Annotated in this window: 20 protein-coding genes; 14 read left to right on the top strand and 6 right to left on the bottom strand. The window is 69.8% G+C overall.

The window, feature by feature from the left end:
• Window positions 1–55: 55 nt before the first annotated feature.
• Genes ACFFJD_RS07440 through ACFFJD_RS07425 form a run of 4 tightly spaced genes read left to right on the top strand, consistent with a single transcriptional unit; the run spans window position 56 to window position 3,180 of the window.
• Window positions 56–964: a Rossmann-like and DUF2520 domain-containing protein gene (locus tag ACFFJD_RS07440; RefSeq protein WP_382362674.1), complete on the top strand. Its 909-nt coding sequence runs from the start codon at window positions 56–58 to the stop codon at window positions 962–964.
• The gene (gene panC / locus ACFFJD_RS07435) at window positions 965–1,954 is read left to right on the top strand and encodes a pantoate--beta-alanine ligase (protein ID WP_382362672.1); all 990 of its coding nucleotides are present in this window, start codon (window positions 965–967) and stop codon (window positions 1,952–1,954) included.
• 3 nt (window positions 1,955–1,957) lie between these two features.
• Complete coding sequence (gene panD, locus ACFFJD_RS07430) at window positions 1,958–2,383, top strand: aspartate 1-decarboxylase (protein WP_382362670.1); 426 nt, start codon at window positions 1,958–1,960, stop codon at window positions 2,381–2,383.
• Window positions 2,383–3,180: a type III pantothenate kinase gene (locus tag ACFFJD_RS07425; protein WP_382362668.1), complete on the top strand. Its 798-nt coding sequence runs from the start codon at window positions 2,383–2,385 to the stop codon at window positions 3,178–3,180. Before panD ends, ACFFJD_RS07425 begins: the two co-directional genes overlap by 1 nt.
• Before the next feature lie 11 nt (window positions 3,181–3,191).
• Here ACFFJD_RS07425 and ACFFJD_RS07420 read toward each other — a convergent pair whose 3' ends face one another.
• Window positions 3,192–3,794, bottom strand: a complete 603-nt coding sequence (locus ACFFJD_RS07420) for a TetR/AcrR family transcriptional regulator (protein ID WP_382362666.1) — start codon at window positions 3,792–3,794, stop codon at window positions 3,192–3,194.
• 143 nt (window positions 3,795–3,937) lie between these two features.
• Here ACFFJD_RS07420 and ACFFJD_RS07415 point away from each other — a divergent pair, with 143 nt between their 5' ends.
• Together ACFFJD_RS07415 and ACFFJD_RS07410 are read left to right on the top strand one after the other, a co-directional pair.
• The gene (locus ACFFJD_RS07415; protein ID WP_382362664.1) at window positions 3,938–5,098 is read left to right on the top strand and encodes an acyl-CoA dehydrogenase family protein; all 1,161 of its coding nucleotides are present in this window, start codon (window positions 3,938–3,940) and stop codon (window positions 5,096–5,098) included.
• Window positions 5,095–5,538, top strand: a complete 444-nt coding sequence (locus tag ACFFJD_RS07410; protein ID WP_382362662.1) for a MaoC/PaaZ C-terminal domain-containing protein — start codon at window positions 5,095–5,097, stop codon at window positions 5,536–5,538. The genes ACFFJD_RS07415 and ACFFJD_RS07410 overlap by 4 nt, the downstream gene beginning before the upstream one ends.
• 53 nt (window positions 5,539–5,591) lie before the next feature.
• Here the strand turns inward: ACFFJD_RS07410 and ACFFJD_RS07405 are convergent, their stop codons facing one another.
• A complete protein-coding gene (locus ACFFJD_RS07405) occupies window positions 5,592–7,295 on the bottom strand; it encodes a TIGR03767 family metallophosphoesterase (protein ID WP_382362660.1) in 1,704 nt (567 codons plus the stop codon).
• A 216-nt stretch (window positions 7,296–7,511) separates the two neighbouring features.
• On the opposite strand from ACFFJD_RS07405, the gene ACFFJD_RS07400 reads away from it, so the two are divergent.
• Window positions 7,512–7,928 (top strand): rhodanese-like domain-containing protein, encoded by a 417-nt coding sequence (locus tag ACFFJD_RS07400; RefSeq protein ID WP_382362658.1) that lies wholly within the window; start codon window positions 7,512–7,514, stop codon window positions 7,926–7,928.
• 64 nt (window positions 7,929–7,992) lie between these two features.
• The gene (gene lysS, locus ACFFJD_RS07395) at window positions 7,993–9,525 is read left to right on the top strand and encodes a lysine--tRNA ligase (RefSeq protein ID WP_382362656.1); all 1,533 of its coding nucleotides are present in this window, start codon (window positions 7,993–7,995) and stop codon (window positions 9,523–9,525) included.
• A 54-nt stretch (window positions 9,526–9,579) separates the two neighbouring features.
• Here the strand turns inward: lysS and ACFFJD_RS07390 are convergent, their stop codons facing one another.
• Window positions 9,580–11,088: a bifunctional aminoglycoside phosphotransferase/ATP-binding protein gene (locus ACFFJD_RS07390; protein ID WP_382362654.1), complete on the bottom strand. Its 1,509-nt coding sequence runs from the start codon at window positions 11,086–11,088 to the stop codon at window positions 9,580–9,582.
• 157 nt (window positions 11,089–11,245) lie between these two features.
• Here ACFFJD_RS07390 and ACFFJD_RS07385 point away from each other — a divergent pair, with 157 nt between their 5' ends.
• Window positions 11,246–11,944: a GAP family protein gene (locus ACFFJD_RS07385; RefSeq protein ID WP_382362652.1), complete on the top strand. Its 699-nt coding sequence runs from the start codon at window positions 11,246–11,248 to the stop codon at window positions 11,942–11,944.
• A 12-nt stretch (window positions 11,945–11,956) separates the two neighbouring features.
• Here the strand turns inward: ACFFJD_RS07385 and ACFFJD_RS07380 are convergent, their stop codons facing one another.
• Window positions 11,957–13,516, bottom strand: a complete 1,560-nt coding sequence (locus tag ACFFJD_RS07380) for a FadD3 family acyl-CoA ligase (protein WP_382362650.1) — start codon at window positions 13,514–13,516, stop codon at window positions 11,957–11,959.
• A gap of 41 nt (window positions 13,517–13,557) precedes the next feature.
• Between ACFFJD_RS07380 and ACFFJD_RS07375 the strand changes: the two genes are divergently transcribed.
• The 3 genes from ACFFJD_RS07375 to ACFFJD_RS07365 are packed head-to-tail and all read left to right on the top strand — an operon-like array spanning window position 13,558 to window position 16,852.
• Window positions 13,558–14,832, top strand: coding sequence for an acyl-CoA dehydrogenase family protein (locus tag ACFFJD_RS07375; protein WP_382362648.1), 1,275 nt, complete (start codon window positions 13,558–13,560; stop codon window positions 14,830–14,832).
• Window positions 14,829–15,641 carry an SDR family oxidoreductase gene (locus ACFFJD_RS07370; RefSeq protein WP_382362646.1) on the top strand — a complete coding sequence of 271 codons (813 nt, stop codon included), beginning with the start codon at window positions 14,829–14,831 and terminating at the stop codon, window positions 15,639–15,641. Before ACFFJD_RS07375 ends, ACFFJD_RS07370 begins: the two co-directional genes overlap by 4 nt.
• A 38-nt stretch (window positions 15,642–15,679) precedes the next feature.
• Window positions 15,680–16,852: an acetyl-CoA C-acetyltransferase gene (locus ACFFJD_RS07365; protein WP_382362644.1), complete on the top strand. Its 1,173-nt coding sequence runs from the start codon at window positions 15,680–15,682 to the stop codon at window positions 16,850–16,852.
• Window positions 16,853–16,928: 76 nt separating this feature from the next.
• Here the strand turns inward: ACFFJD_RS07365 and ACFFJD_RS07360 are convergent, their stop codons facing one another.
• Both ACFFJD_RS07360 and ACFFJD_RS07355 read right to left on the bottom strand, forming a co-directional pair.
• Window positions 16,929–17,795: an amidohydrolase family protein gene (locus ACFFJD_RS07360; protein ID WP_382362642.1), complete on the bottom strand. Its 867-nt coding sequence runs from the start codon at window positions 17,793–17,795 to the stop codon at window positions 16,929–16,931.
• 6 nt (window positions 17,796–17,801) lie between these two features.
• Window positions 17,802–18,812, bottom strand: coding sequence for an LLM class flavin-dependent oxidoreductase (locus ACFFJD_RS07355; RefSeq protein WP_382362640.1), 1,011 nt, complete (start codon window positions 18,810–18,812; stop codon window positions 17,802–17,804).
• 87 nt (window positions 18,813–18,899) lie between these two features.
• On the opposite strand from ACFFJD_RS07355, the gene ACFFJD_RS07350 reads away from it, so the two are divergent.
• Window positions 18,900–19,805, top strand: a complete 906-nt coding sequence (locus ACFFJD_RS07350; protein WP_382362638.1) for a LysR family transcriptional regulator — start codon at window positions 18,900–18,902, stop codon at window positions 19,803–19,805.
• Between the two features lie 137 nt (window positions 19,806–19,942).
• Window positions 19,943–21,451, top strand: coding sequence for an aldehyde dehydrogenase family protein (locus ACFFJD_RS07345; RefSeq protein ID WP_382362636.1), 1,509 nt, complete (start codon window positions 19,943–19,945; stop codon window positions 21,449–21,451).
• Window positions 21,452–21,503 lie beyond the last annotated feature (52 nt).

Genomic DNA, 21,503 nt, shown 5'->3' with positions numbered 1-21,503 from the left:
CGATGTACGTCCGGTACCCACGTTGGTGGGACTGGAACTGCTCTGGAGGACAACGGTGACCACACCACACCCCGCCCCGCGTTTGACCGTCGGCATCTGCTCGACCGGCCGCGTGGGCACCGCGCTCGGCGAGGCTCTCGCCGCGGCCGGTCATCGGGTGGTCGCCGCGCACGCGCCCTCGCCTGCTTCCCGCGAGCGCGCCGAGCGCCGTCTGCCCACCGCCCGCTTGGGCTCGCTCGAAGACGTCGTCGCCGCCGCCGAACTGGTGCTGCTGGCCGTCCCGGACACCGAACTTCCCACCGTGATCGACCAGGTCGCGGCCGTGCTGCGACCAGGCCAGCTCGTCGCCCACACCGCCGGAGCGCACGGCGTGGCGATCCTCGAACCGATCGTCCAGCGCGGCGGCATGGTGCTGGCGATCCATCCGGCGATGACCTTCGTGGGCGGCACCGAGGACACCGAGCGGTTGTCGTCGTCGTGCTTCGGGATCACCACCGCCGATCCGTTCGGCGACGCGGTGGCCGCCGCCCTGGTGCTCGAGATCGGCGGCACTCCGGTGCGGATCGACGAGGCCCAGCGCACCCTGTACCACGCGGCCCTGGCGCACGGCGCCAACAACCTGATCGCCCTGATCACCGACGCGGTGACGGCGCTGCAGGCCGCGATCGACGGCCCGCATCACCTGGCCGATCATGCGACGGTGGACGGCGGCGCGGTGGGCCTGCCCGAACAGATCCTGGGGCCGCTGGTCCGCGCCTCCCTGGAGAATGTGCTCGCGATGGGGCCGTCGGCGTTGACCGGTCCGGTGGCTCGCGGTGATCGCGCCATCGTGCAGCGTCATCGCGATGCGTTGGAGGGGCTGACCGATCCCGGTGTGGCCCTCGGCTATCGGGTGCTGTCCGCCCGCGCGGCGCGGCAAGCGGGAGCTCCCGCGGATGTGCTCGACTCGATTGAGGTGAAGTGAGTGACGACGATTCTTGAGGCCTCGCAGGCCCCGTACACGCCCGGTGCGCTGACCGTGCACCGTGATCCCGACGCACTTCATCGGGTCAGCAAGGCGCTGCGGGCCACCGGCAAGCGGGTGGCGCTGGTGCCCACCATGGGGGCCCTGCACGACGGTCACCTGCAACTGGTGCGCGCGGCTCGCAGTCGCGGAAACACCGTGGTGATCGCGTCCATCTTCGTCAACCCGCTGCAGTTCGGCGCGGGCGAGGACCTCGACGCCTATCCGCGCACCTTCGACCAGGACTGCGCCAAGCTGGCCGCGGAGGGTGTCGCGCTGGTCTTCGCGCCGACCGTCGCGGGCATGTACCCGAACGGGCCGCGCACCACCGTGCAGCCGGGCGAGGTCGGCCGGACGCTGGAGGCGGCGCAGCGGCCGACCCACTTCTCCGGCATGTTGACGGTGGTCAACAAGCTGCTGAACATCGCCGCCCCGCACGCGGCCTACTTCGGCGAGAAGGACTACCAGCAGTTGGTGCTGGTGAACCAGATGGTGGCCGACTTCAACATGGACGTCGAGATCCACGGGGTGCCGACGGTCCGCGAGGCCGACGGTCTGGCGATGAGCTCGCGCAACCGCTATCTCTCACCGGAGCAGCGCGAACTGGCCACCACGCTGTCGGCGGCGCTGCTGGCCGGCACCCATGCCGCCGAGGCGGGCGGTCCCGCGGTCCTGGCCGCGGCGCGCGCCGTGCTCGAGACGGCACCGGAGATAGACGTCGACTACCTGGAACTGCGCGACCGGTCCCTCGGGCCCGCGCCGGACACCGGCGACGGACGCCTGCTGATCGCCGCGCGGCTGGGCGAGACGAGGCTGATCGACAACGTCGGCGTCGACATCGGCGGGGTGCGCCGAGCCTACGACGACCAGGCGCAGGAAGAGTTTTTCGCAGCGGGCGCGCACGCCCAGGACAATGCAGCGGGCGCCCGCGCCCGGGGAAATGAGGGTTAATCCATGTTCCGCACCATGATGACGTCCAAGATCCACCGCGCCACGGTGACGCAGGCGGACCTGCACTACGTCGGCTCGGTGACCATCGACGCCGACCTCCTCGACGCGGCGGGGCTGCTCGAGGGTGAGCAGGTCGCGATCGTCGACATCAACAACGGGAACCGGCTGGAGACCTACGCGATCGCCGGTGAGCGCGGCAGCGGCGTGATCGGCATCAACGGCGCCGCGGCGCACCTGGTGCATCCGGGCGACCTGGTGATCATCATCGCCTACGGGATGCTCAACGAGCAGGAAGTCGCCGAGTACGCACCGAAGGTGGTCTTCGTCGACGAGCAGAACCGTCCCGTCACTCTGACCGACGACCCGGCCGATGTGCCGGTGGGTTCGGGCCTGAAGGATCCGCGTCGGTTGGTCGACGCGCTCGCCTGATGCTGCTCACGGTCGACGTCGGGAACACCAACATCCACCTCGGGGTGTTCGCGGGTTCCGGTGACCACGCCGCGCTGGTGCGCGATTGGCGGGTGCACACGCGACCGCACCTGACCGCCGACGAGTTGGCGCTGACCCTGCGCGGGCTGCTCGGCGACGACATCGAGCGGGTCACCGGGGTGGCCGCGCTGTCGACGGTGCCGTCGCTGCTGCGGGAGATGCGCTTGATGGTGACCCGCTACTTCGGTCCCGGTCCCCATGTGCTGCTGGAGCCGGGCGTGCGCACCGGCATCCCGCTGCTGGTGGACAACCCGAAGGAGGTCGGCACCGACCGGGTGGCCAATGCGCTGGCCGCCCACGCGATGTTCCCGGATCGACCGGTGGTGGTCGTGGCCTTCGGGACCGCGACGGTGATCGACGCGGTCTCGGCCAAGGGCGAGTTCCTCGGCGGGGCGATCGCACCCGGGGTGAACCTGGGGGTGGAGGCGCTCAGCGAGCACACCGTCACGGTGCGCAAGGTGGAACTGATGCCGCCGCGCAGCGTGATCGGCAAGAACACCGTCGAGGCACTGCAGTCGGGCATCCTGTTCGGGTTCGCCGGCCAGGTCGACGGCCTGGTGGCGCGGATCCGCGACGAGATCCCCGGCTTCGACCGTCCGGACGTCGCGGTGGTCGCGACGGGTTTCCTCGCGCCGCTGATGAAGGACGAATGCCGCAGTCTCACCGATCATGCTCCGGCGCTGGCACTCGACGGCCTGCGTCGGGTGTACGAACGCAGCCGCATCCGTCGTTCCTGAGCGCTCGGCGCTCAGTCGGTCTCGGCGCGGACCCGCAGGCGCGGCTTGCGCGGCGGTGGGCCGCTGTCGTCGTCGGTCGCCAACTGATCCCACATCGCGTCGACCATCGGCTGCAGAAACAGGCGGCCCAACTGCTGCACCATCAGGCTCACGGTCTGTTCGGCTTCGGCGCGGTCGGGTGAGGCCACCCCGGCCGCCCGCAGTTTGGCCACCTCGCTGCGCGAGAGTTCGGTGAGTCGGGCCAGCAGCCGACCGCGTCCCTCGGACGGGTCGAGGAGGACGCGCCGCAGATAGTCGACCACCGCCGGGTGGGTGTCGAGCATCCGGTGCACCGCCTGATCGCGACGCCGAGCCACCTCGCCCGGGTCGCCGTCGGTCGGCACCGTGGCCAGCGCGCGCACGTGATAGTCGACGATGTGCTGTTCGACGGCCTCGCGCAGGCCCTCCTTGTTGCCGAAATGGTGCTGGACCAGGCCCACGGTGACCCCGGCCTCGGCCGCGATCGCCCGCATGGAGACGCGGTCCTCACCGTGCTGTGCGTACCGGGCCAGGGCGATGTTGCGGATCCGCGCCTTGGCGGTCAGGTCCTTGTCGTCGATCGGCGAGCCGGTCATCGGTGTCCTCCCGGGGTGGTGCACGGCATTCGACGCACACTCTACGTCCAGATGGTTTACTATACGTGCGTATGGTGCGCGGCGCGGGTGAGTCCGCACGGCCGCGACCATCGGACCGATCCCGATCACAGAGGTGCCTCACCATGTCCAGACTGTTTCCCGAGTACAAGGCCCCGTGGGAGAGCGAAGAGCACGGCGACCTGCGCAAGCACGCCGCGGCCTTCATCGCCAAGGAGCTGACCCCGCACCAGGACCGTTTCGCCCGCCAGCACGAGGTGGATCGAGACGTGTGGACCAAGGCCGGGGACGCTGGTCTGCTGCTGCTGGACGTGCCGACGGCCTTCGGCGGCTCCGGCGGCGACTTCGGGCACGAGGCCGTCGTGCAGCAGGAGCTGGCCTACGGCCTGGACACCGCGCTGGGTTTCGCCGTGCACTCGACGATCGTCGCTCACTACATCAACGCCTACGCCACCGACGAGCAGCGCAAGCGGTGGCTGCCGCTGTGCGCGAGCGGGGAGAGCGTGCTGGCCATCGCGATGACCGAGCCGGGCACCGGTTCGGATCTGCAGGCCGTGCGGACCACCGCGATCCGCGAGGGCGATCACTACGTGGTCAACGGCTCCAAGACGTTCATCTCCAACGGCAGCCAGTGCGATCTGCTGGTGATCGTGGCCAAGACCGATCCGAGCCTGGGCGGCAAGGGCATCTCGCTGCTGGTGGCCGAGACCAAGGATCTGGCGGGCTTCGAACGGGGCCGGGTGCTGGAGAAGATCGGCCAGCACGGTCAGGACACCCGGGAACTGTCGTTCACCGACATGAGGATCCCCGCGGCCAACCTCCTCGGCGGCGTCGAGGGCCAGGGCTTCGTCCAGTTGATGAGCCAGCTGCAGCGGGAACGGCTGATCATCGGCGTCGGCGCGGTGGCCGTCGCCGAGACCGCGGTGGCCGAGGCGATCGCCTACGCCAAGGAGCGGACGGCGTTCGGCAAGCCGATCCTGAGCTTCCAGAACACCAAGTTCGTGCTGGCCGAGTGCAAGGCGGAGGTGCTCGCCGGCAAGACCCTGATCGATCACTGCATCGCCGAGCAGATCGCCGGCCGGCTGGATCCGGCGACGGCGTCGATCGCCAAGCTGTGGGGCACCGAGAAGCAGAAGGAAGTGGTGGACCGCTGCCTGCAGGTCTTCGGCGGCTACGGCTACATGATGGAGTACCCCATCGCGCAGATGTACGCGGCCACGCGGGTGCAGACCATCTACGGCGGCACCAGCGAGATCATGAAGGAACTCATCGGGCGGTCGCTGTGACCGGCGCGCCGCTGCTCGGCGGCCGCGATCTGGCGGTGGGAACGACGTATCGGTCGCCGGAGTACGAGCTGACCGAGGACGCGATCGTCGAGTTCGCGCAGCAGTGGGACCCGCAGTACTTCCATCTCGACGCCCAGGCGGCGACGGCGAGCCCGTACGGCGGTCTCATCGCCAGCGGCATTCAGACCATGGCGGTGATGCAGCGCCTGACGGTGCAGGAGATCTACGGCGCCTGGAAGGTCATCGCCGGACGGGCGCTGCGCGAGGTGGAGTTCCTGCGACCGGTCCGTCCTGGCGCCCGGCTGCACGTGCGGGTACGACTGGACGCGGTGGAGGTCGACGACGAGCGCGGCCGCGCCGACGTCACCTCCGTCAGCGAACTACTCGAAGGCGATCGGGTGATGCTGCGGGCGGTCACCGAGGTGGTCGTCCACGCCTGACCGTCGGCCGGGCGCGGACGCATGCGCGCCCGGCCCACGGCTATTCAACGGCCTCAGCGAAGCGGGTGCGTCAACAGCAGTTCGCAGTTGCGGTCGGCGGCCTTGCCGATCAGGTCCGCGTCGTAGTGCAGGTCGTTGTACGACAGTTCGCGGTACAGGCTGGCCAGGCCGACCTGCGTCAGGTCGTCCTCGTCGGCGGTGTACGGGCTGTCGGCCTCCAGCAGCGGCGTGAAGATGCTCAGCGTGCCGTCGCCGTTGTCGGCGACCTCGATGATCCGCGCCAACTGCGGGAAGTCGATGTGGCTGGCGGTGTTGATCTCCCAGAAGTGATGCTTGGCCGTGGCCCCGCGGTGGGCGATCATCTCGTTCTTGTGCGTGTGGCCGTTGACCCAGGCGATCAGGTTCTTGTGCTGCTTGAGGACGGCGACCAGGTCCGGGCCCAGGTACTGCTTCTCGCCCGGCGTCTCCGGATTGGGCAGCTGCGCGGTCATCGTGGTCGACGTGTGGTGGCTGAAGACCAGCACCAGCTCGTCGCGGAACTCCCGCAGCTTGCGCTCGATCCAGCGCACCTGCTTCTCACCCATCGAGCCGTCGGATATGCCGAGGCTGTTGCAGGTGTTCATCGCGATACCGCGGACGCCCGGCGCGATCTGGAAGGTGTACCAGGTGGGGCCGTCCGGGTCGCGGAAGCCGTGGCCGATCGGTCCGGCGCCCTTGACGGCCGGATTGAAGTGGCTGCGCACGAACTCCTGCGGACTGAACGGACGACGACGCGCATCCGGGGTCACGTCGAACGCGGGCCCGGTCACGCGCAGCTGCGACAGCAGCGGCGCCAGTGCCGCCGGATTCGAGGACATCGCGCCGGCGATCTCGGACACGGCGGGGTCGGTGCCGGGCAGATCGAACTTGACCGACGACAGGTACATCCAGTCCAGGATCCCGTTGGGCACGGTGCCGAGGAACTGGTCGTCGTGGTTGCCGAAGACCGCGTACCAGGGGGCGTTGAGGCCGGGGCTGTGGTGGGTGCGCATCGCGGCGCGCAGATACCCGGGGATCTGCACGAAGCCGCGGTCCTTGTAGATGTCGCGCGAGGCCAGCTCCGGCCGCCAGTACAGGTCCGAACCGAGGGCCTGCACGCCCTCGAAACGATCCTTGGCCCCGGTGTTCGGGGTGATCGAACCGCCGGACAGCAGCTTCTGGAACCACGTGAGCTCGATGAGCTCGTGATTGTCGGTGTTGTCGCCGGTGCTCACCACGCAGTCGAAGGCGCGACCGGTGAACGGTCCGGCGGCGACCTGATTGATCCGCTTGATCAGGGCGACGGCGCCCTGCGTGCCCAGTGCCTCCTGCGGCCGATAGGCCGGACCCTGGACGGGGTGGACGTACTCGAAGCGCGCGGGGCTCTGCACGTCGGTGATGTGGATGTCGGTGAGCTGCACGAATGAGGCCAGCGCGGTGCGCGTGCTCTCCCGGGAAGCGCCCGCGCGCGCCAGCTCCTGCCGGACGTACAGGGGCCAGCCGGCGCCCTCGGTCAGTTTGCGGTAGCCGCCCTTGCGCGTGGTGCCGGGCACCGCGACCCGGTCGAGCGTGGTGCCGGCCGGGTTCGCGCTCTGCAGCGCGCTCGGCTCGGCCCGGACCAGCCCGGCACCGCCGCCGGAAACGGCGACCGCGCCGGCCGCGGCCGCACCCGCGGCGAGGAACGTGCGGCGCGAGGGGCCAGCGTGTGCGCGGGGGCCACAATCCGGTGAATCTGACATGACGGTCACCCTAACGCGTGGCGACGCCCAGCGGAATTAAATTCGGCGTGCGGCAAACCTTCTGTCCGCGACGGCGCTGTGGCAACATCGTCGTCGTGATGATGAGTTGTCCGGAGTGTTGTCAGCGCTGAAGCGCATGTGGCCACGGGTCCGCGTCTGCGGCCGGGCCGTCTTTCGTCCCTCTCACTCGCTCGATCACTCCCAGGACTTCTTCTGATGCTCACCCTCGATGCACCCGTCACCACCGTCGTTCCCCGTTCCACCGCACCCGCGCCGCTGTCGGTGCCGACCGCGCACTATCGGACCGCGCTGGCGGCCGGGGCCGTCGTCGTCGATCTGCGCGACGAGGCCGCCCGTCGCGTCCACGGCGCCCTCATCGGTGCGCTCGCCCTGAGCCTCGAGGAGGCGCTGGAGGCGTTGACCCCGAATGCGCCCGGTGCGCTGCGGACGGCGTCGTTCGAGGCGAGCTGGCTGCTGGTCACCGACGACGGCCACGACGCGGAGTGGCTGGCCTGGCACCTGCAGGCGCGCGGCGTCGGCAAGGCGCGCTTCCTGCTCGGCGGGTACCGCGGGCTGCGGGCGGCCGGGCTGGGGCTGGCCGACACCTCCGACGCCCACCAGTTCTTCTCCTGACCGCACCGGGCGCCGCGGACGGTGAATTGGCGGCGTACCAGCGCCGGGCCTACCCTGATATCTCGTGAGTGACCAGGCGCCCCAGACCGACGATCCGACCCAGACCGACGATCAGACTCCCGAGCAGCTGCGCATTCGGCGCGAGAAGCGCGAGCGCATGATCGCCGAGGGGTTCGAGGCGTACCCGGTGGGCGTCGCCCGCACCCATACGCTGGCCGAACTGCGCGCGCAGTACGGCGAGTTGGAGGCCGGCACCGAGACCGGGGTCCAGGTGGGAGTGGCCGGTCGCGTGATCTTCCTGCGGAACAAGGGCAAGCTCTGCTTCGCCACCCTGCAGGAGGGCGACGGCACCAAGCTGCAGGCGATGATCAGCTTCAACGGCGTCGGCGAGGAATCGTTGGCCCGGTGGAAGTCCGACGTGGACCTCGGCGACATCGTCTTCGTGCGCGGCGAGATGATCAGCTCGCGGACCGGCGAACTGTCGGTGATGGCCGACCACTGGGAGATGGCCTCCAAGGCGCTGCGCCCGCTGCCGGTGGCGCACAAGGAGATGAACGAGGAATCCCGCGTTCGTCAGCGGTACGTGGACCTGATCGTGCGCCCGGAGGCCCGCGAGATGGCACGCCTGCGGGTGGCGGTGATGTCCGAGCTGCGCAAGTACATGACCGACCACGGGTTCCTGGAAGTGGAGACCCCGATGCTGCAGACGCTGCACGGCGGCGCCGCGGCCCGTCCCTTCGTCACCCACTCCAACGCCTTCGATCTGGACCTGTATCTGCGCATCGCGCCGGAGCTGTTCCTCAAGCGCTGCGTAGTCGGCGGCATCGACAAGGTCTTCGAGGTGAACCGCAACTTCCGCAACGAGGGCGCGGACTCCACGCATTCGCCGGAGTTCGCGATGATGGAGACCTACCAGGCCTACGGCGACTACAACGACTCGGCGACCATGATGCGCGAGCTCATCCAGACCGTCGCCCTGGGCGCGGTCGGCACGCTCACCCCCACCATGCCCGACGGCAGCACCTACGACCTGTCCGGCGAGTGGCTCAGCGTCGAGATGTACCCCTCGCTGTCGGAGGCGCTGGGGCGTGAGATCGTTCCGGCGCAGACCAGCGTGGAGGAGCTGCTGGCCATCGCCGACGAGGTGGGCCTGGACGTCCCCAAGGACAAGGGATACGGCCACGGCAAGCTCGTCGAGGAACTCTGGGAGCACCTGGTCGGGTCGAAGCTCGACCAGCCGGTCTTCGTGCGCGACTTCCCGGTGGAGACCTCGCCGCTGGTGCGCGCGCATCGCAGCGTGCCCGGCGTGGTGGAGAAGTGGGACCTGTACGTCCGCGGCTTCGAGCTGGCCACCGGCTACTCCGAGCTGGTCGACCCGGTGATCCAGCGCGAGCGCTTCGTGGATCAGGCCCGACTGGCCGCGGCCGGCGACGACGAGGCGATGGTCCTGGACGAAGAGTTCCTCACCGCGATGGAGTACGCCATGCCGCCGACCACCGGCACCGGCATGGGCATCGACCGCCTCCTGATGGCCCTCACCGGCCTCGGTATCCGCGAAACCGTGCTCTTCCCGCTGGTCAAGCCCCGCGCCGACTAGCCCCCGCGCCCTCTGCCCGGTCGCGTTCGCGTCGGTCAGTCGAACGGCCGGGGGTCAGAGCAGCGCGGTGACGGCGGTGACGGCGTCGGCGTCCGCGTCGACGCGGTGCCAGGAGGGGGCGGGAGCGTCCAGCGCCGTGGTCTGCGCGCGGGCCACGTCGGCGTCGGCGTCGGAGGCATCCGGGCCGCGCGCGGTGATCCGGGCGATCCGACGCTGCTCGCTCAGCTCCAGCCAGACGCCGGTGAACGCGGCGTTCCCGGTCGCCGCTAGCGCGGCGAAGCGCTCGCGTTCGGCGGCCCGGCCGAACACGGCGTCGCCGATCACGCTCACCCCTGCCGCGAGGTTCGCGGCGGCCAGACGCTCGATCTCGGCGTACACGCGGGCGGACGCCTCCGGGGTGTAGCCTGACGCCGGCAGCCGCTCCAGGGTCGGGACCCCGGCCAGCCGCTTGCGCAGCACATCCGAGCGGAGGATGCGTGCCCCGGGAGCCGCGCCCAGCCGGTGGGCCACCGAGCGGGCCACGGTGGACTTCCCGGTGCCCGACGCCCCGCCGATCGCGACGGCGACCGGCGACTCCGGTTCCAGCAGTGCGCAGGCCAGATCCAGGTGGTTCCGGGCTGCGTCGATCGCCCCGCCGGCCGCGCTGACGTGAGCTCGCACGGTGGCGCGCACGCTCAGCAGCAGCGGAAGCAGCCGGTAGCCGTCCTCGTCGTCCGGTGAGGCATCGAAGTAGGCGTTGGCCACGACGTTGGCTTCGTGTCGACGGCCGCGCTGCCACAGGTCCATCAGCACGAAGGCCAGGTCGTACAGCACGTCGGTGGTGGCCAGCTCCGGGTCGAACTCCAAGCAGTCGAACGGCACCGGGACCTCGTCGAGGACCACGATGTTGGCCAGATGCAGATCGCCGTGGCCGCGGCGGACGCGGCCCGCCCAGGCGCGAGCGTCGAGGAGGTCGCCGTGCCGGGCGATCAACGCGCGCTGGTCCTCGGTGAGCGCCGCTGCGCGCTCGGGCGGCAGGATCTGCGGGAACCGGGACATGCTGCCGAGATTGCCCACCACCACCTCGTCCAGGCGGGCGGCGCCGGCCGGGTCGTCGCAGACCTCGGCGACGTGGTGCATGCGGACCAACTGGTCGGCGAGGGCGGCGAGGAGCCGGTCGTCGAGCCGGTCCTCATCGGCGTACTTCGCGCACAGGGCGTCGTCGGGGAACCGGGCCATCTCCAGAACGTAGTCCACCGGCCGTCCGGGACCGTCGAGTTCGACCCCCGACGCGGTGGCGGTGATGGTGTGGACGCCCCGGTACAGCTGCGGCGCGGTCCGCAGGTTGAGCCGGTACTCCTCGGTGAGGGCGTGGCGCCGGTCGTCGACGCCGGAGAAGTCGAGGTAGCGATAGGCGACCGGGCGCTTCATCTTCCAGGCCCGATCGCCGTTGAGGACGATCACCGCGCCGTGGGTGACGACATGGCGGGTGGGCGCGCCGTCGTCCAGTGCCCCGGCCCGCCGAAGTAGATCGACCAGTGCAAGACCCGGGTCGGTGTCCGAGGGGTCGGGCGGGGTCTGCATGGGTCTCCTCCGGTCGGCATGGTGCTCCTTGCGCGATCCTAACGGCACCCCTGGAATCCGGGCAGCCACCGGTTATGTTGCAATTGCACGATTATGTCGCCGGGAGTGATCGACTTCCGGTGTCTCGCATCTCGCGGGAGCGGAATCGGAGGTTGCGATGTGGGCAGGGTTGGGCGACACGCTCCCCATGGCGATGGGGCTGGCGCTGAGTCCGGTGGCCATCACGACCGCCTTGGTCTTTCTTCCCGCGCCACGGGGGCGGGTCAAGACCGCACTGTTCGCGGCGGGTTGGTTCCTGCCGATCTTCGCGGTGACCGCGATCTCGATGGTCGTCACCGATGTCGCCGACGAGGAGGACCCGACCGGCACGGCCGACGGCCTCGACGTGCTCCATCTCGCTTTCGGAGTCCTGTTCTTCGCTCTCGCCGCCCTCGCGTGGATCAAGCGTCCCGACCGTGACCGGGGTGACCGGGCGGCGGACGCCCTCGACGAGCACAAGCCCGGGCTCATGGACCGGCTCGACGGGATGGGCGTGTGGGCCGCTCTCGGGGTCGGCGTGGCCGAAGGGGTGGTGATTCTGAAGAACATTCCGCTCGCTATCAGTGCCGGCACCACGCTCGGCGCGGTGGACATGTCGACCGAAGCGGGTCTGGCGATGGCGGCGGTCTTCACGGCGCTGGCGACCCTGGGGGTGCTGGTGCCGTTGGGCCTGGTGCTGATCGGTGGCGCGCGCGTGGAGGGCTCGCTACGCGAGGCCCGCGCGTGGATCGACGCGCACATGACCGCGATCACGCTGGTGGTGCTGTTGGTGTTCGGTGCGCTCTTCCTGGGCGAGGGGCTCAACCTGACCCGCTGACCCGTCGGGGGATCAGTGCAGTTCGCGCTTGAGGATCTTCCCGGAGGCGTTACGGGGGAACGCGTCGACGAACTCAATCGACCGCGGCACCTTGAAGTTGGCCAGGTGCTCCCTGGCGTAGGCGAGCACCTCGGCGTCGGTCACGACGGCATCGGCGCGCCGGGTCAGGTAGGCCTTGCCCACCTCGCCCAGGCGCGGATCGTCGACGCCGACCACGGCGGCCTCGGTGACGCCGGGCACGCGCACCAGCACCTGCTCGACCTCGGCGGGGTAGACGTTGAAGCCGCCGCAGATGTACATGTCCTTGAGGCGGTCGGTGATCTTGAGGTTGCCGCGCTCGTCCAGTTCGCCGATGTCACCGGTGTGCAGCCAGCCGTCGGGGCCGATGGCTTCGGCGGTGGCCTCCGGGTCGTCCAGGTAGCCGCGCATCACCATGTCGCCGCGGGCCAGGACCTCGCCGGTCTCGGCCAGCCGGATCTCCATGCCCTCGTAGGCCCGACCGCAGGTGTTCGCGACGGTCAGCGCATCGTCGTCGGGGCGGCAGGTGGTGATGAAACCGCTGGTCTCGGTCTGGCCGTAGGCGGTGATCACGATGTCGATGCCGAGTTCGGACTGCAGGCGCTCGATGAGCACCACCGGAACGATGGTCGCGCCGGTGACCACCAGGCGCAGGCTGGACAGGTCGTACCGGTGGCGCTCCGGGTCGTCGAGGATCGTCTGGAAGATGGTGGGGGCGCCGGGGAACACCGTGATCTTCTCGGCGTCGACCAGGCGCATCGCCTCGGCCGGCGAGTAGACCGCCAATGGCAGCATGGTGGCGCCGAACAGCAGACTGGGCAGGATCCCGGCCTTGTAGCCGAAGGTGTGGAAGAAGGGATTGGCCATCAGGTAGCGGTCGCCCGGAGCCAGGCGGCCGTTGGCGCCCCAGCCGTGGGCGCCGGCGACGGTGTGGCGGTGCTCGGCCAGGACTCCCTTGGGTGCGCCGGTGGTGCCGGAGGTGAAGAGGATGTCGCTCAGGTCGTCGGGGGCGACGGCCTCGGCGCGTCGGTGCGCGACGGCGATCCCGGCCTCGCTGGCGCCGTCGAGGAAGGTCCGCCAGTTCAGGGCAGGCTCGCTCGACGAGCCGGTGTCGGGGGTCGATCCGCCCAGCGGGATGCCGATGACGGTGCGGTTCTCGGCGATCGGGGAGTCGAGCACCTCCGCGAGACGGTTGATGCCGGCGAACTCATCGGCGGCCACCACCACCAGCGCGCCGGAGCGATCGATGATGTCGCGGGCCTCGCTCACCGTGTACCGCGTGTTCAGCGGAACCAGGACCGCGCCGGCGTAGTGCGTGCCGAGGGCGGCGACCGGCCAGTGATGGCTGTTGGGTGCCCAGACGGCCACCCGATCGCCGGGCTCCACGCCGAGATCGACCAGGGCGCCGGCGAAGGCGGCGACCTCGTCGGCCAGTTGTGTCCAGGTCAGGTCGACCGGCTCGCTCCACTGGTGATCGCGGACGGCGAGAGCGTTCGGCCACCGCGTGCGTGCACGGGCAAGGGCGGCGGGCGTGGTCGTCGGACTCGGCAGCATAGGCAAAACCTAGCAAATGCTTGGTAGGTTAAGCTAGCGACATGACCGCACAGAGCTCGTCGATCAACCTCGCCGATCGCAGTGTCGACCTCGGCAAATGGGCGCAGAACACCCCGGATGCCGCTGCCGTGTTCACCGCGGCGGTACGCGACTGGCTGGCAGAGAATCTGACCGGCGAGTTCGCGAGCCTGCGTGGACGTGGCGGTCCGGGCAGTGAGCACGAGTTCTTCGCCGAGCGCCTGGAATGGGATCGCCATCTGGCCGCGGCGGGCTGGACCTGCCTGGGTTGGCCCGTCGAACACGGCGGGCGCGGTGCCACCATCGCCCAGCGCATCATCTTCCACCAGGAGTATGCGCGGGCGAACGCGCCGGCGCGGGTGAATCACCTCGGTGAGGAACTGCTCGGGCCGACGCTCATCGAGTACGGCACGCCGGAGCAGCAGAAGCGTTTCCTGCCCGGCATCGTCGACGTCACCGAACTCTGGGCGCAGGGCTACTCCGAACCCGGCGCCGGCAGCGACCTGGCCGGGGTGGCCACCTCCGCGGTCCTCGACGACGGCCGGTGGGTGATCAACGGGCAGAAGATCTGGACCTCGCTCGCGCACCTGTCGCAGTGGGCGTTCGTGATCGCCCGCACCGAGAAGGGCTCCACCCGGCACCACGGCCTCAGCTTCCTGCTGGTGCCGCTCGATCAGCCGGGCGTGACCATTCGGCCGATTCAGCAGATCACCGGCACCAGCGAGTTCAACGAGGTCTTCTTCGACGACGCGGTGGCCGACGCCGACCTGATCGTCGGTGCGCCCGGCGACGGCTGGAAGGTCGCGATGGGCCTGCTGCAGTTCGAGCGCGGCGTTTCCACGCTCGGCCAGCAGGTGGGCTTCGCCCGCGAACTGGAGAACCTCGTCGACCTCGCCAAAGCCAACGGTGCGATCGACGACCCGGAGATCGCCAGCCGCCTCCGGCGGGCGCGGATCGGCCTGATCGTGATGGAGGCCAACGCGCGGCGGACCCTCGCGGGCGACATCGTGTCCGAGGCCGGAGCGGCGTCGGTGGCCAAGCTGCTGTGGGCCAACTGGCATCGGGATCTCGGTCAGCTCGCCACCGATGTGGTCGGGGCACCGGGCCTGCTCGGCCCGGATCACACGTCCGAGGGCCGGGCCAACGACATCTACGACCCGGAGAACGTCGAGCTCGACGAGTGGCAACGGCTCCTGCTGTTCACCCGCGCCGACACCATCTACGGCGGCTCCAACGAAGTGCAGCGCAACATCATCGCCGAGCGCGTGCTCGGCCTTCCCCGAGAGGCACGCCCATGAGTTCCGATCGTCCCGTGTCGCCGTTGGCGACCCCGCCCGAGGAGATCGGCGGCCACAACCTGCTGGCCGGCAAGAAGGCCGTCGTCACGGCGGCGGCCGGCACCGGGATCGGCTTCGCCACGGCCCGTCGACTCCTGCTCGAAGGCGCCGACGTGCTGATCTCCGACTTCCACGAGCGTCGTCTCGCCGAGACCGCGGAGAAGCTGGCCGACGAGTTCGGAGCCGAGCGCGTGAGCACCTTCGTCTGCGACGTCTCCAGCACCGAGCAGGTCGACGCCCTCATCGAGGCCGCGGCGGTGCAGCTCGGTCGCATCGACGTCCTGGTGAACAACGCCGGCCTCGGCGGCGAGACGCCGGTGGCCGACATGACCGACGACCAGTGGGATCGGGTCCTGGACATCACGCTCACCAGCACCTTCCGGGCCACGCGCGCGGCGCTGCGCTACTTCCGGACCGCACCGCACGGCGGCATCATCGTCAACAACGCCTCGGTGCTGGGCTGGCGCGCGCAGCGCGGCCAGGCGCATTACGCGGCCGCCAAGGCCGGCGTGATGGCGCTGACCCGCTGCTCGGCGGTGGAGGCCGCCGACTACGGCGTGCGCATCAACGCCGTCTCGCCGTCGATCGCGCGGCACCCGTTCCTGGCGAAGGTCACCAGCGACGAACTGCTCGACGAGCTCGCCTCCCGCGAGGCCTACGGCCGTGCGGCCGAGGTCTGGGAGATCGCCGCCACGATCGCCATGCTGGCCTCCGACTACACCACCTACCTGACCGGCGAAGTGGTCTCCATCTCCAGTCAGCGCGCCTGACCGTCACCGAATCCTGTTGCAACAGAGGAGCTTTCCTGATGTCTGAATCCACCACGGCCGGCCCCCAGGCGTACATCGTCGACGCGATCCGCACTCCGGTCGGCAAGCGCGGCGGCGGCCTGTCCCAGGTCCACCCCGCCGACCTGGGCGCGCACGTGATCTCGGCGATCGTCGAGCGCACCGGCATCGATCCCGAGGTCGTCGACGACGTGGTCTTCGGCTGCGTCGACACCATCGGCCCGCAGGCCGGCAACATCGCCCGGACCGCGTGGCTGGCCGCGGGCATGCCGCTCGGCGTGCCCGGCACCACCGTCGACCGCCAGTGCGGTTCCAGCCAGCAGGCCATCCACTTCGCGGCGCAAGCGGTGATGAGCGGCACCCAGGACGTGGTCCTGGCCGGTGGCGTGCAGAACATGAGCGCGATCCCGATCAGCCAGGCGATGATCGCCGGGCAGCAGTTCGGGTTCACCACCCCGACCGCCGAGTCGAAGGGCTGGACCGAGCGCTTCGGCGACGCCGAGATCAGCCAGTTCGTCGGCGCGGACATGATGGCCAAGAAGTGGGACATCTCCCGTCGGGAGATGGAGGAGTGGGCGCTGCAGAGCCACGACCGTGCGCGCGCCGCCATCGCCGCGGGCCGGTTCGAGCGGGAGATCGTGCCCTTCGGCGAGTTCGCCGTGGACCAGTGCCCGCGCGAATCGAGCCTGGAGAAGATGGCGACCCTCGACGTGCTGATGGAGGGCTCGGATCTGACCGCGGCGATGGCCTCGCAGATCAGCGACGGCGCGTCGGCCGCGCTCGTGGTGTCCGAGGCGGCACTGGAGCGTTACGGCCTGACCCCGCGCGCCCGCATTCACCACATGACCGTCCGCGGCGACGATCCGGTGATGATGCTGTCCGCGCCGATCCCGGCGACCAAGTACGCCCTCGCCAAGACCGGCATGTCGATCGACGACATCGACGTGGTCGAGATCAACGAGGCCTTCGCCCCGGTGGTGCTGGCCTGGCTCAAGGAGACCGGCGCCGACCCGGCCAAGGTCAACCCGAACGGCGGCGGCATCGCGCTCGGTCACCCGCTCGGTGCCACCGGCGCCAAGCTGTTCGCCACCCTGCTCAACGAGCTCGAGCGCACCGGCGGCCGCTACGGTCTGCAGACCATGTGCGAGGGCGGCGGCACCGCGAACGTGACGATCATCGAGCGGCTCGGCTGAGTCCTCCTCGCCCAGATGCATTCGGGTCCGACGCCACCGGTGGCGTCGGACCCGAACTCCTTGACGGGGGGTGTCGTCAGGCGTCGATGCGGTACAGATCGCGGGCGTTGCCCGCGAGGAATCGGTCGGCCTCGGCGGCGGAGAGCCCGCCCGCAGCGGCCAGCGTGATCTCGATCCAGTCGGCGAAGCTGCCGGCCATCGATTCGATCGGCATGTTGGATCCGAACAGCACGCGGTCCGGGCCCATGACCGCGAAGGTGCGGTCGATCCAGGGACGCAGCCGCTCGGCGTCGAGCGCACCCGACAGCATGCCCAGGCCGGTGAGCTTGCAGGCCAAGCCGGGGCGCCGCGACAGGGCGGTCAGCGCCTCGCTCCAGGCGGCGAAACCGTCCGCCGACAGCATGTCCGGCGAGCCGGTGTGCTCCACGGCCACCCGCAGGTCCGGGTAGCGCGCCAGCAGCGCCAGCCAGTCCGCGGCCGACGACGGATCGCAGACCAGGTCGAAGACGTGGTCGTGTTCGGCCAGCCAGTCCAGCACGACGGGCACCGCCGGGTGGGCGGTGTCGAGCGCCGGGAAGACGCGTATTCCGCGAAAGCGCGGGCTGGCGGCCTGCCGCTCGAGGTCGGCGACGACCCGGTCGGCGTCGCTGTCGGGATCGATGGTGCCCACCGTGACCAGATTCAGGCCGGCGGCATCGGCCACCTCATCGATCCAGCGGGCCTCCTCGAGGAAGGTGCCGGGGGTGGTGGTGGCGGACACGTGCACCAGGGCCTCGGGCCGGACGCCCTGCGCGGCCGCCGCATAGTCGGGATAGGTGAAGTCGGCGTACAGGTGGGGTGCGCCGACCTGCTCGGCGAACGGCTGCAGGTGGGCGTACCAGGGGTTGGTCGGGATCGCCCACAGGTGCATGTGCGCGTCGACGACGGCGGGAGCCTCGGTCACTGCTGCTCACCACTCCTTCAGAGTGGGCAGGACTTCGGCGGCGAACTTCTCCAGCGACTCCAGACCCTGGGTGCGCAGGTCGATGCCCGGGTGCGGGCCGAACAGCACGATGTCGGTCAGGCCCAACGATTCGACGTACGGGCGCAGCGTGGACAGCACGGTGTCGGCGTCGCCGATCAGCTCGTTGGCCCGGTAGGCCTCCGGGGAGGGCTCCAGACCGTAGTCCAGGTCCGGGTCGCCGAACTCGGTGCGGATCTTGCGGTAGTAGTCCCACCGGTAGTGGTAGTGGTCCTTGTTGCGTTCCCACACCGCATCCGGGTTCTCGTCGGTCACCGTGATGCTCCACGGGTTGGACACGCGGGTGCTGTGCCGGCCGTGACCGGCCGCCTCCAGCGCATCCTGGTAGGCCGCGTGGACCTCCGGGTCCACGCTGGCCCCGGCCAGGTTGGCGCCGTGCCGACCGGCCCGCTCGGCCGCCGGCACGGTGGTGGCGGCCACCCACAGCGGCGGATGCGGCTGCTGCACCGGGGTCGGCTGCACCTGCAGACCGTCGATCTGGAAGTACTTGCCGGAGTAGTGGACGGGTTCTCCCGTCCAGGCGGCCTTCAACAGGTCCAGCGATTCCTCCATCCGCGACGGGCGCGTCTTCGGGTTGTAGCCGAAGGCCGCGTACTCGGCGACGCGGTGGCCGATGCCGACGCCGACATCCAGGCGGCCTCCGGACAGCTGATCGAGCACCGCGGTCTCCTGGGCCAACGCCAGCGGGTGATGCAGCGGGGCCACATAGATGTAGGAGCCGATCCGCGCGGTGGTGGTGCGCTCGGCGAGGGCGCCGAGGAAGATCGGCATCGACGGGCCGTAGCCGTCGTCGGTGAAGAAATGCTCTTGCACCAGCAGCGAGTCGAAACCCAGCCGTTCGGCCTGCTCGAAGAACCACAGGCAGTCCTCCCACAGCTCGGGCCAGGCCTGGTCCCGATGGGGTGACTTGCGCATCTCCAGTGTGATGCCGATTCGCATCGATCCTCCTTGACGTGTTTGGCCAAGTATCGCCCGGCGTCGCAGCGGTCGGCCAATACTTGTTCGGCGGCGATCTATCATGGTGAGGTGATAGATGTGTCGCTCGCGGAGCTGCATTATGTGGCGGTGCTCGCGCGAGAGCTGAGCTTCACCCGGGCGGCGGCGGCGATCCCCATGGCGCAGCCGGCGTTGAGCCAGGCGATCTCGCGGATCGAACGACGTCTGGGCGTGGTGCTGTTCCTGCGCACCAGCCGCAAGGTGGAGCCGACGCCGGCCGGCGCGGTGCTGGCCGAACGCGCCGAGGCGATCCTCGGTGACGTGCGCACCGCGCTAAGCGACACCCGGTTGGCGGGGGAGTCCCGGCGCCTGCGCGTGCACGTGACCGAGCAGTCCCTGCAGGTGGCGCGCGCGGCGACCGCCGCGATCCGCGGCACGGTCGCGGTGCCCGTCGAGCAGTTGACGGCGCCCTGGGAGAGCGTGGGTCCCGCGCTGCTGGCCGGGGATCTGGACCTGGCGATCGGCCCGCGCGTGATCGGCCCCGGGATCTCGTCGGTCCGGCTGCGCTCGGAGACGGTGGGCGCGGTGGTGTCGGCCGACCATCCGCTGGCCGACGCCGGCGCCGTGTCCTTCGCCGAGCTCGCCGACTTCCCGGTGGTCTCGATCGACCGCGGTCTGAGTTCCTGGGATCGCACGGTGCAGCGATGGTTCGAGCTGGAGGGCCTGGAGCCGCAGTGGACCCGGTCCACGGCCTTCGGGGCGGTGGCCGGCACCGACCTGGTGGCCGACGGGCGGGCGGTGCTGTTCGCCCTGGAATCGGTGGCCTATGAGCAGGCGCGTGGGCGGCGCTTCCTGCTGCTGGACCCGCCCCGGCAGGCGGACTGGTTCCTCAGCCATCGCGGCGACGCCGATCAGTTGCCGGTGGTGGCCGCCGCGGTCCGCGCGGCGATCGACGGGGTGGCCACGCTGCCGCCCGCGCTCACCGGGATCCTGTGACCAGGCACAACGCCCGGTGCCCACTGCGCGTAACCGCACTTATGTGATCTGGTTCATGGCTGCGGTAACATGAGAGACGAAGGCGCTGTTTTGTCCCAGTGTCTTGTCAACAATCACGGGGAAACGTGGAGGGTCGAATGACCAAGCCTGCAGAAGCAACCGTGCGCGCCGGGGACAAGGTGTCCTCCGAAGCGCACACCATGACCGAACTGCTCGAGATTCAGAAGGCCGCGTTCCTGCGTGACGGCATTCCCGACGTGCGCACCCGCGTCGACCGGATCAACCGCCTCGGGCAGCTGCTGCTCGACAACGAGAAGGCCATCTGCGAGGCGCTCAACGAGGACTTCGGCACCCGCCCCCGCGAGCTGTCGGTGGCTGCGGACATCGCCGGCACGATGATCGATCTGACGCACCAGCGTCGCCACGTCGCCGACTGGATGGCCGAGACCAACGTCGCCAAGCTGCAGGGCGTGCTCGGCTTCAAGCAGCGCCTGCGTCGCGACCCCCTCGGCGTGGTCGGCGTGATGGGGCCGTGGAACTTCCCGCTGAACCTGACCTTCGTGCCCGCGGGCTCGGCCTTCGCCGCGGGCAACCGGGTACTGATGCGCCCGTCGTCGATCACCGGCACCACCACCGACCTGATCGCGCGCCTGGCCCCGGACTACTTCAACGTCGACGAGCTCGCGGTGATCACCAGCAAGCACGGCGGCGGCTCGGACTTCGCCAAGCTCGACGTGGATCACATGTTCTTCACCGGTTCCCCCGAGGTCGGTGCCTCGGTGGCGCAGGAGGCGGCCAAGCGCCTGACCCCGGTCACCCTGGAGCTCGGCGGCAAGAACCCGGCGGTGGTCGACCCGGACACCGACATCACCGAGGCGGCCAACTTCCTGGCCGACGCCCGCATGATCAACGGCGGCCAGGTGTGCCTGTGCCCGGACTACGTCTTCGTGCCGGAAAGCAAGGTCGGCGAGTTCACCGAGAAGGTGCTCGCGCGGTGGACCGCGAACTACCCGACGATCGTCGAGAACCCGCAGTACACCTCGACCATCAACGACAAGAACTTCCAGCGCATCGTCGGCCTGATCGACGACGCGGTCGAGCTCGGCGCCACCAAGCATCAGGTGGCACCGGCCGGCGAGCAGCTGCCTAGCGCCGACAAGCGCAAGATCGCTCCGACGCTGCTGACCGACGTCAAGGCCGGGATGAAGATCGAAGAGGACGAGGTCTTCGGTCCGGTGCTGACCGTCTACCCGTACCGCGAACTGTCCGAGGCGGTCAACAAGATCAACTCGGCCGGTCATCCGCTGACCCTGTACTGGGTCGGCAAGGACAACGAGAACCTCGCGTACGTGGCCGACCACACGCGCAGTGGATCGATCAGCGGCAACGACTTCGGTCTGCACCTGGTCTCCGGCGGTCTGCCCTTCGGTGGCGTCGGTCGTTCGGGGATGGGCAACTACCACGGCGAGTTCGGTTTCCAGACCTTCAGTCATCCCCGCGCGGTGACCGTGTCGTCCATGCCGATCAAGTTCGCCGAGGTCATGGCGGCGCCCTTCGGCAAGAGTGATGTCCGGATGACCAACGCGCAGATGAAGTTCTGGAAGTTCCTCAACGGTCGCGCCTCGCGCAAGTCCGCGCGCGGCTGATCGGCGGAGCGACTTCGCGGTGCCCCGGTGAGTGTCACTCGCCGGGGCACCG

This window comes from Gordonia phosphorivorans, assembly GCF_042432625.1.
In the GTDB taxonomy this organism is placed as follows: domain Bacteria; phylum Actinomycetota; class Actinomycetes; order Mycobacteriales; family Mycobacteriaceae; genus Gordonia; species Gordonia phosphorivorans.
The sequence above is the reverse complement of the archived record's forward strand: the minus strand, read 5'-3'. Positions and strand labels throughout refer to the sequence as shown.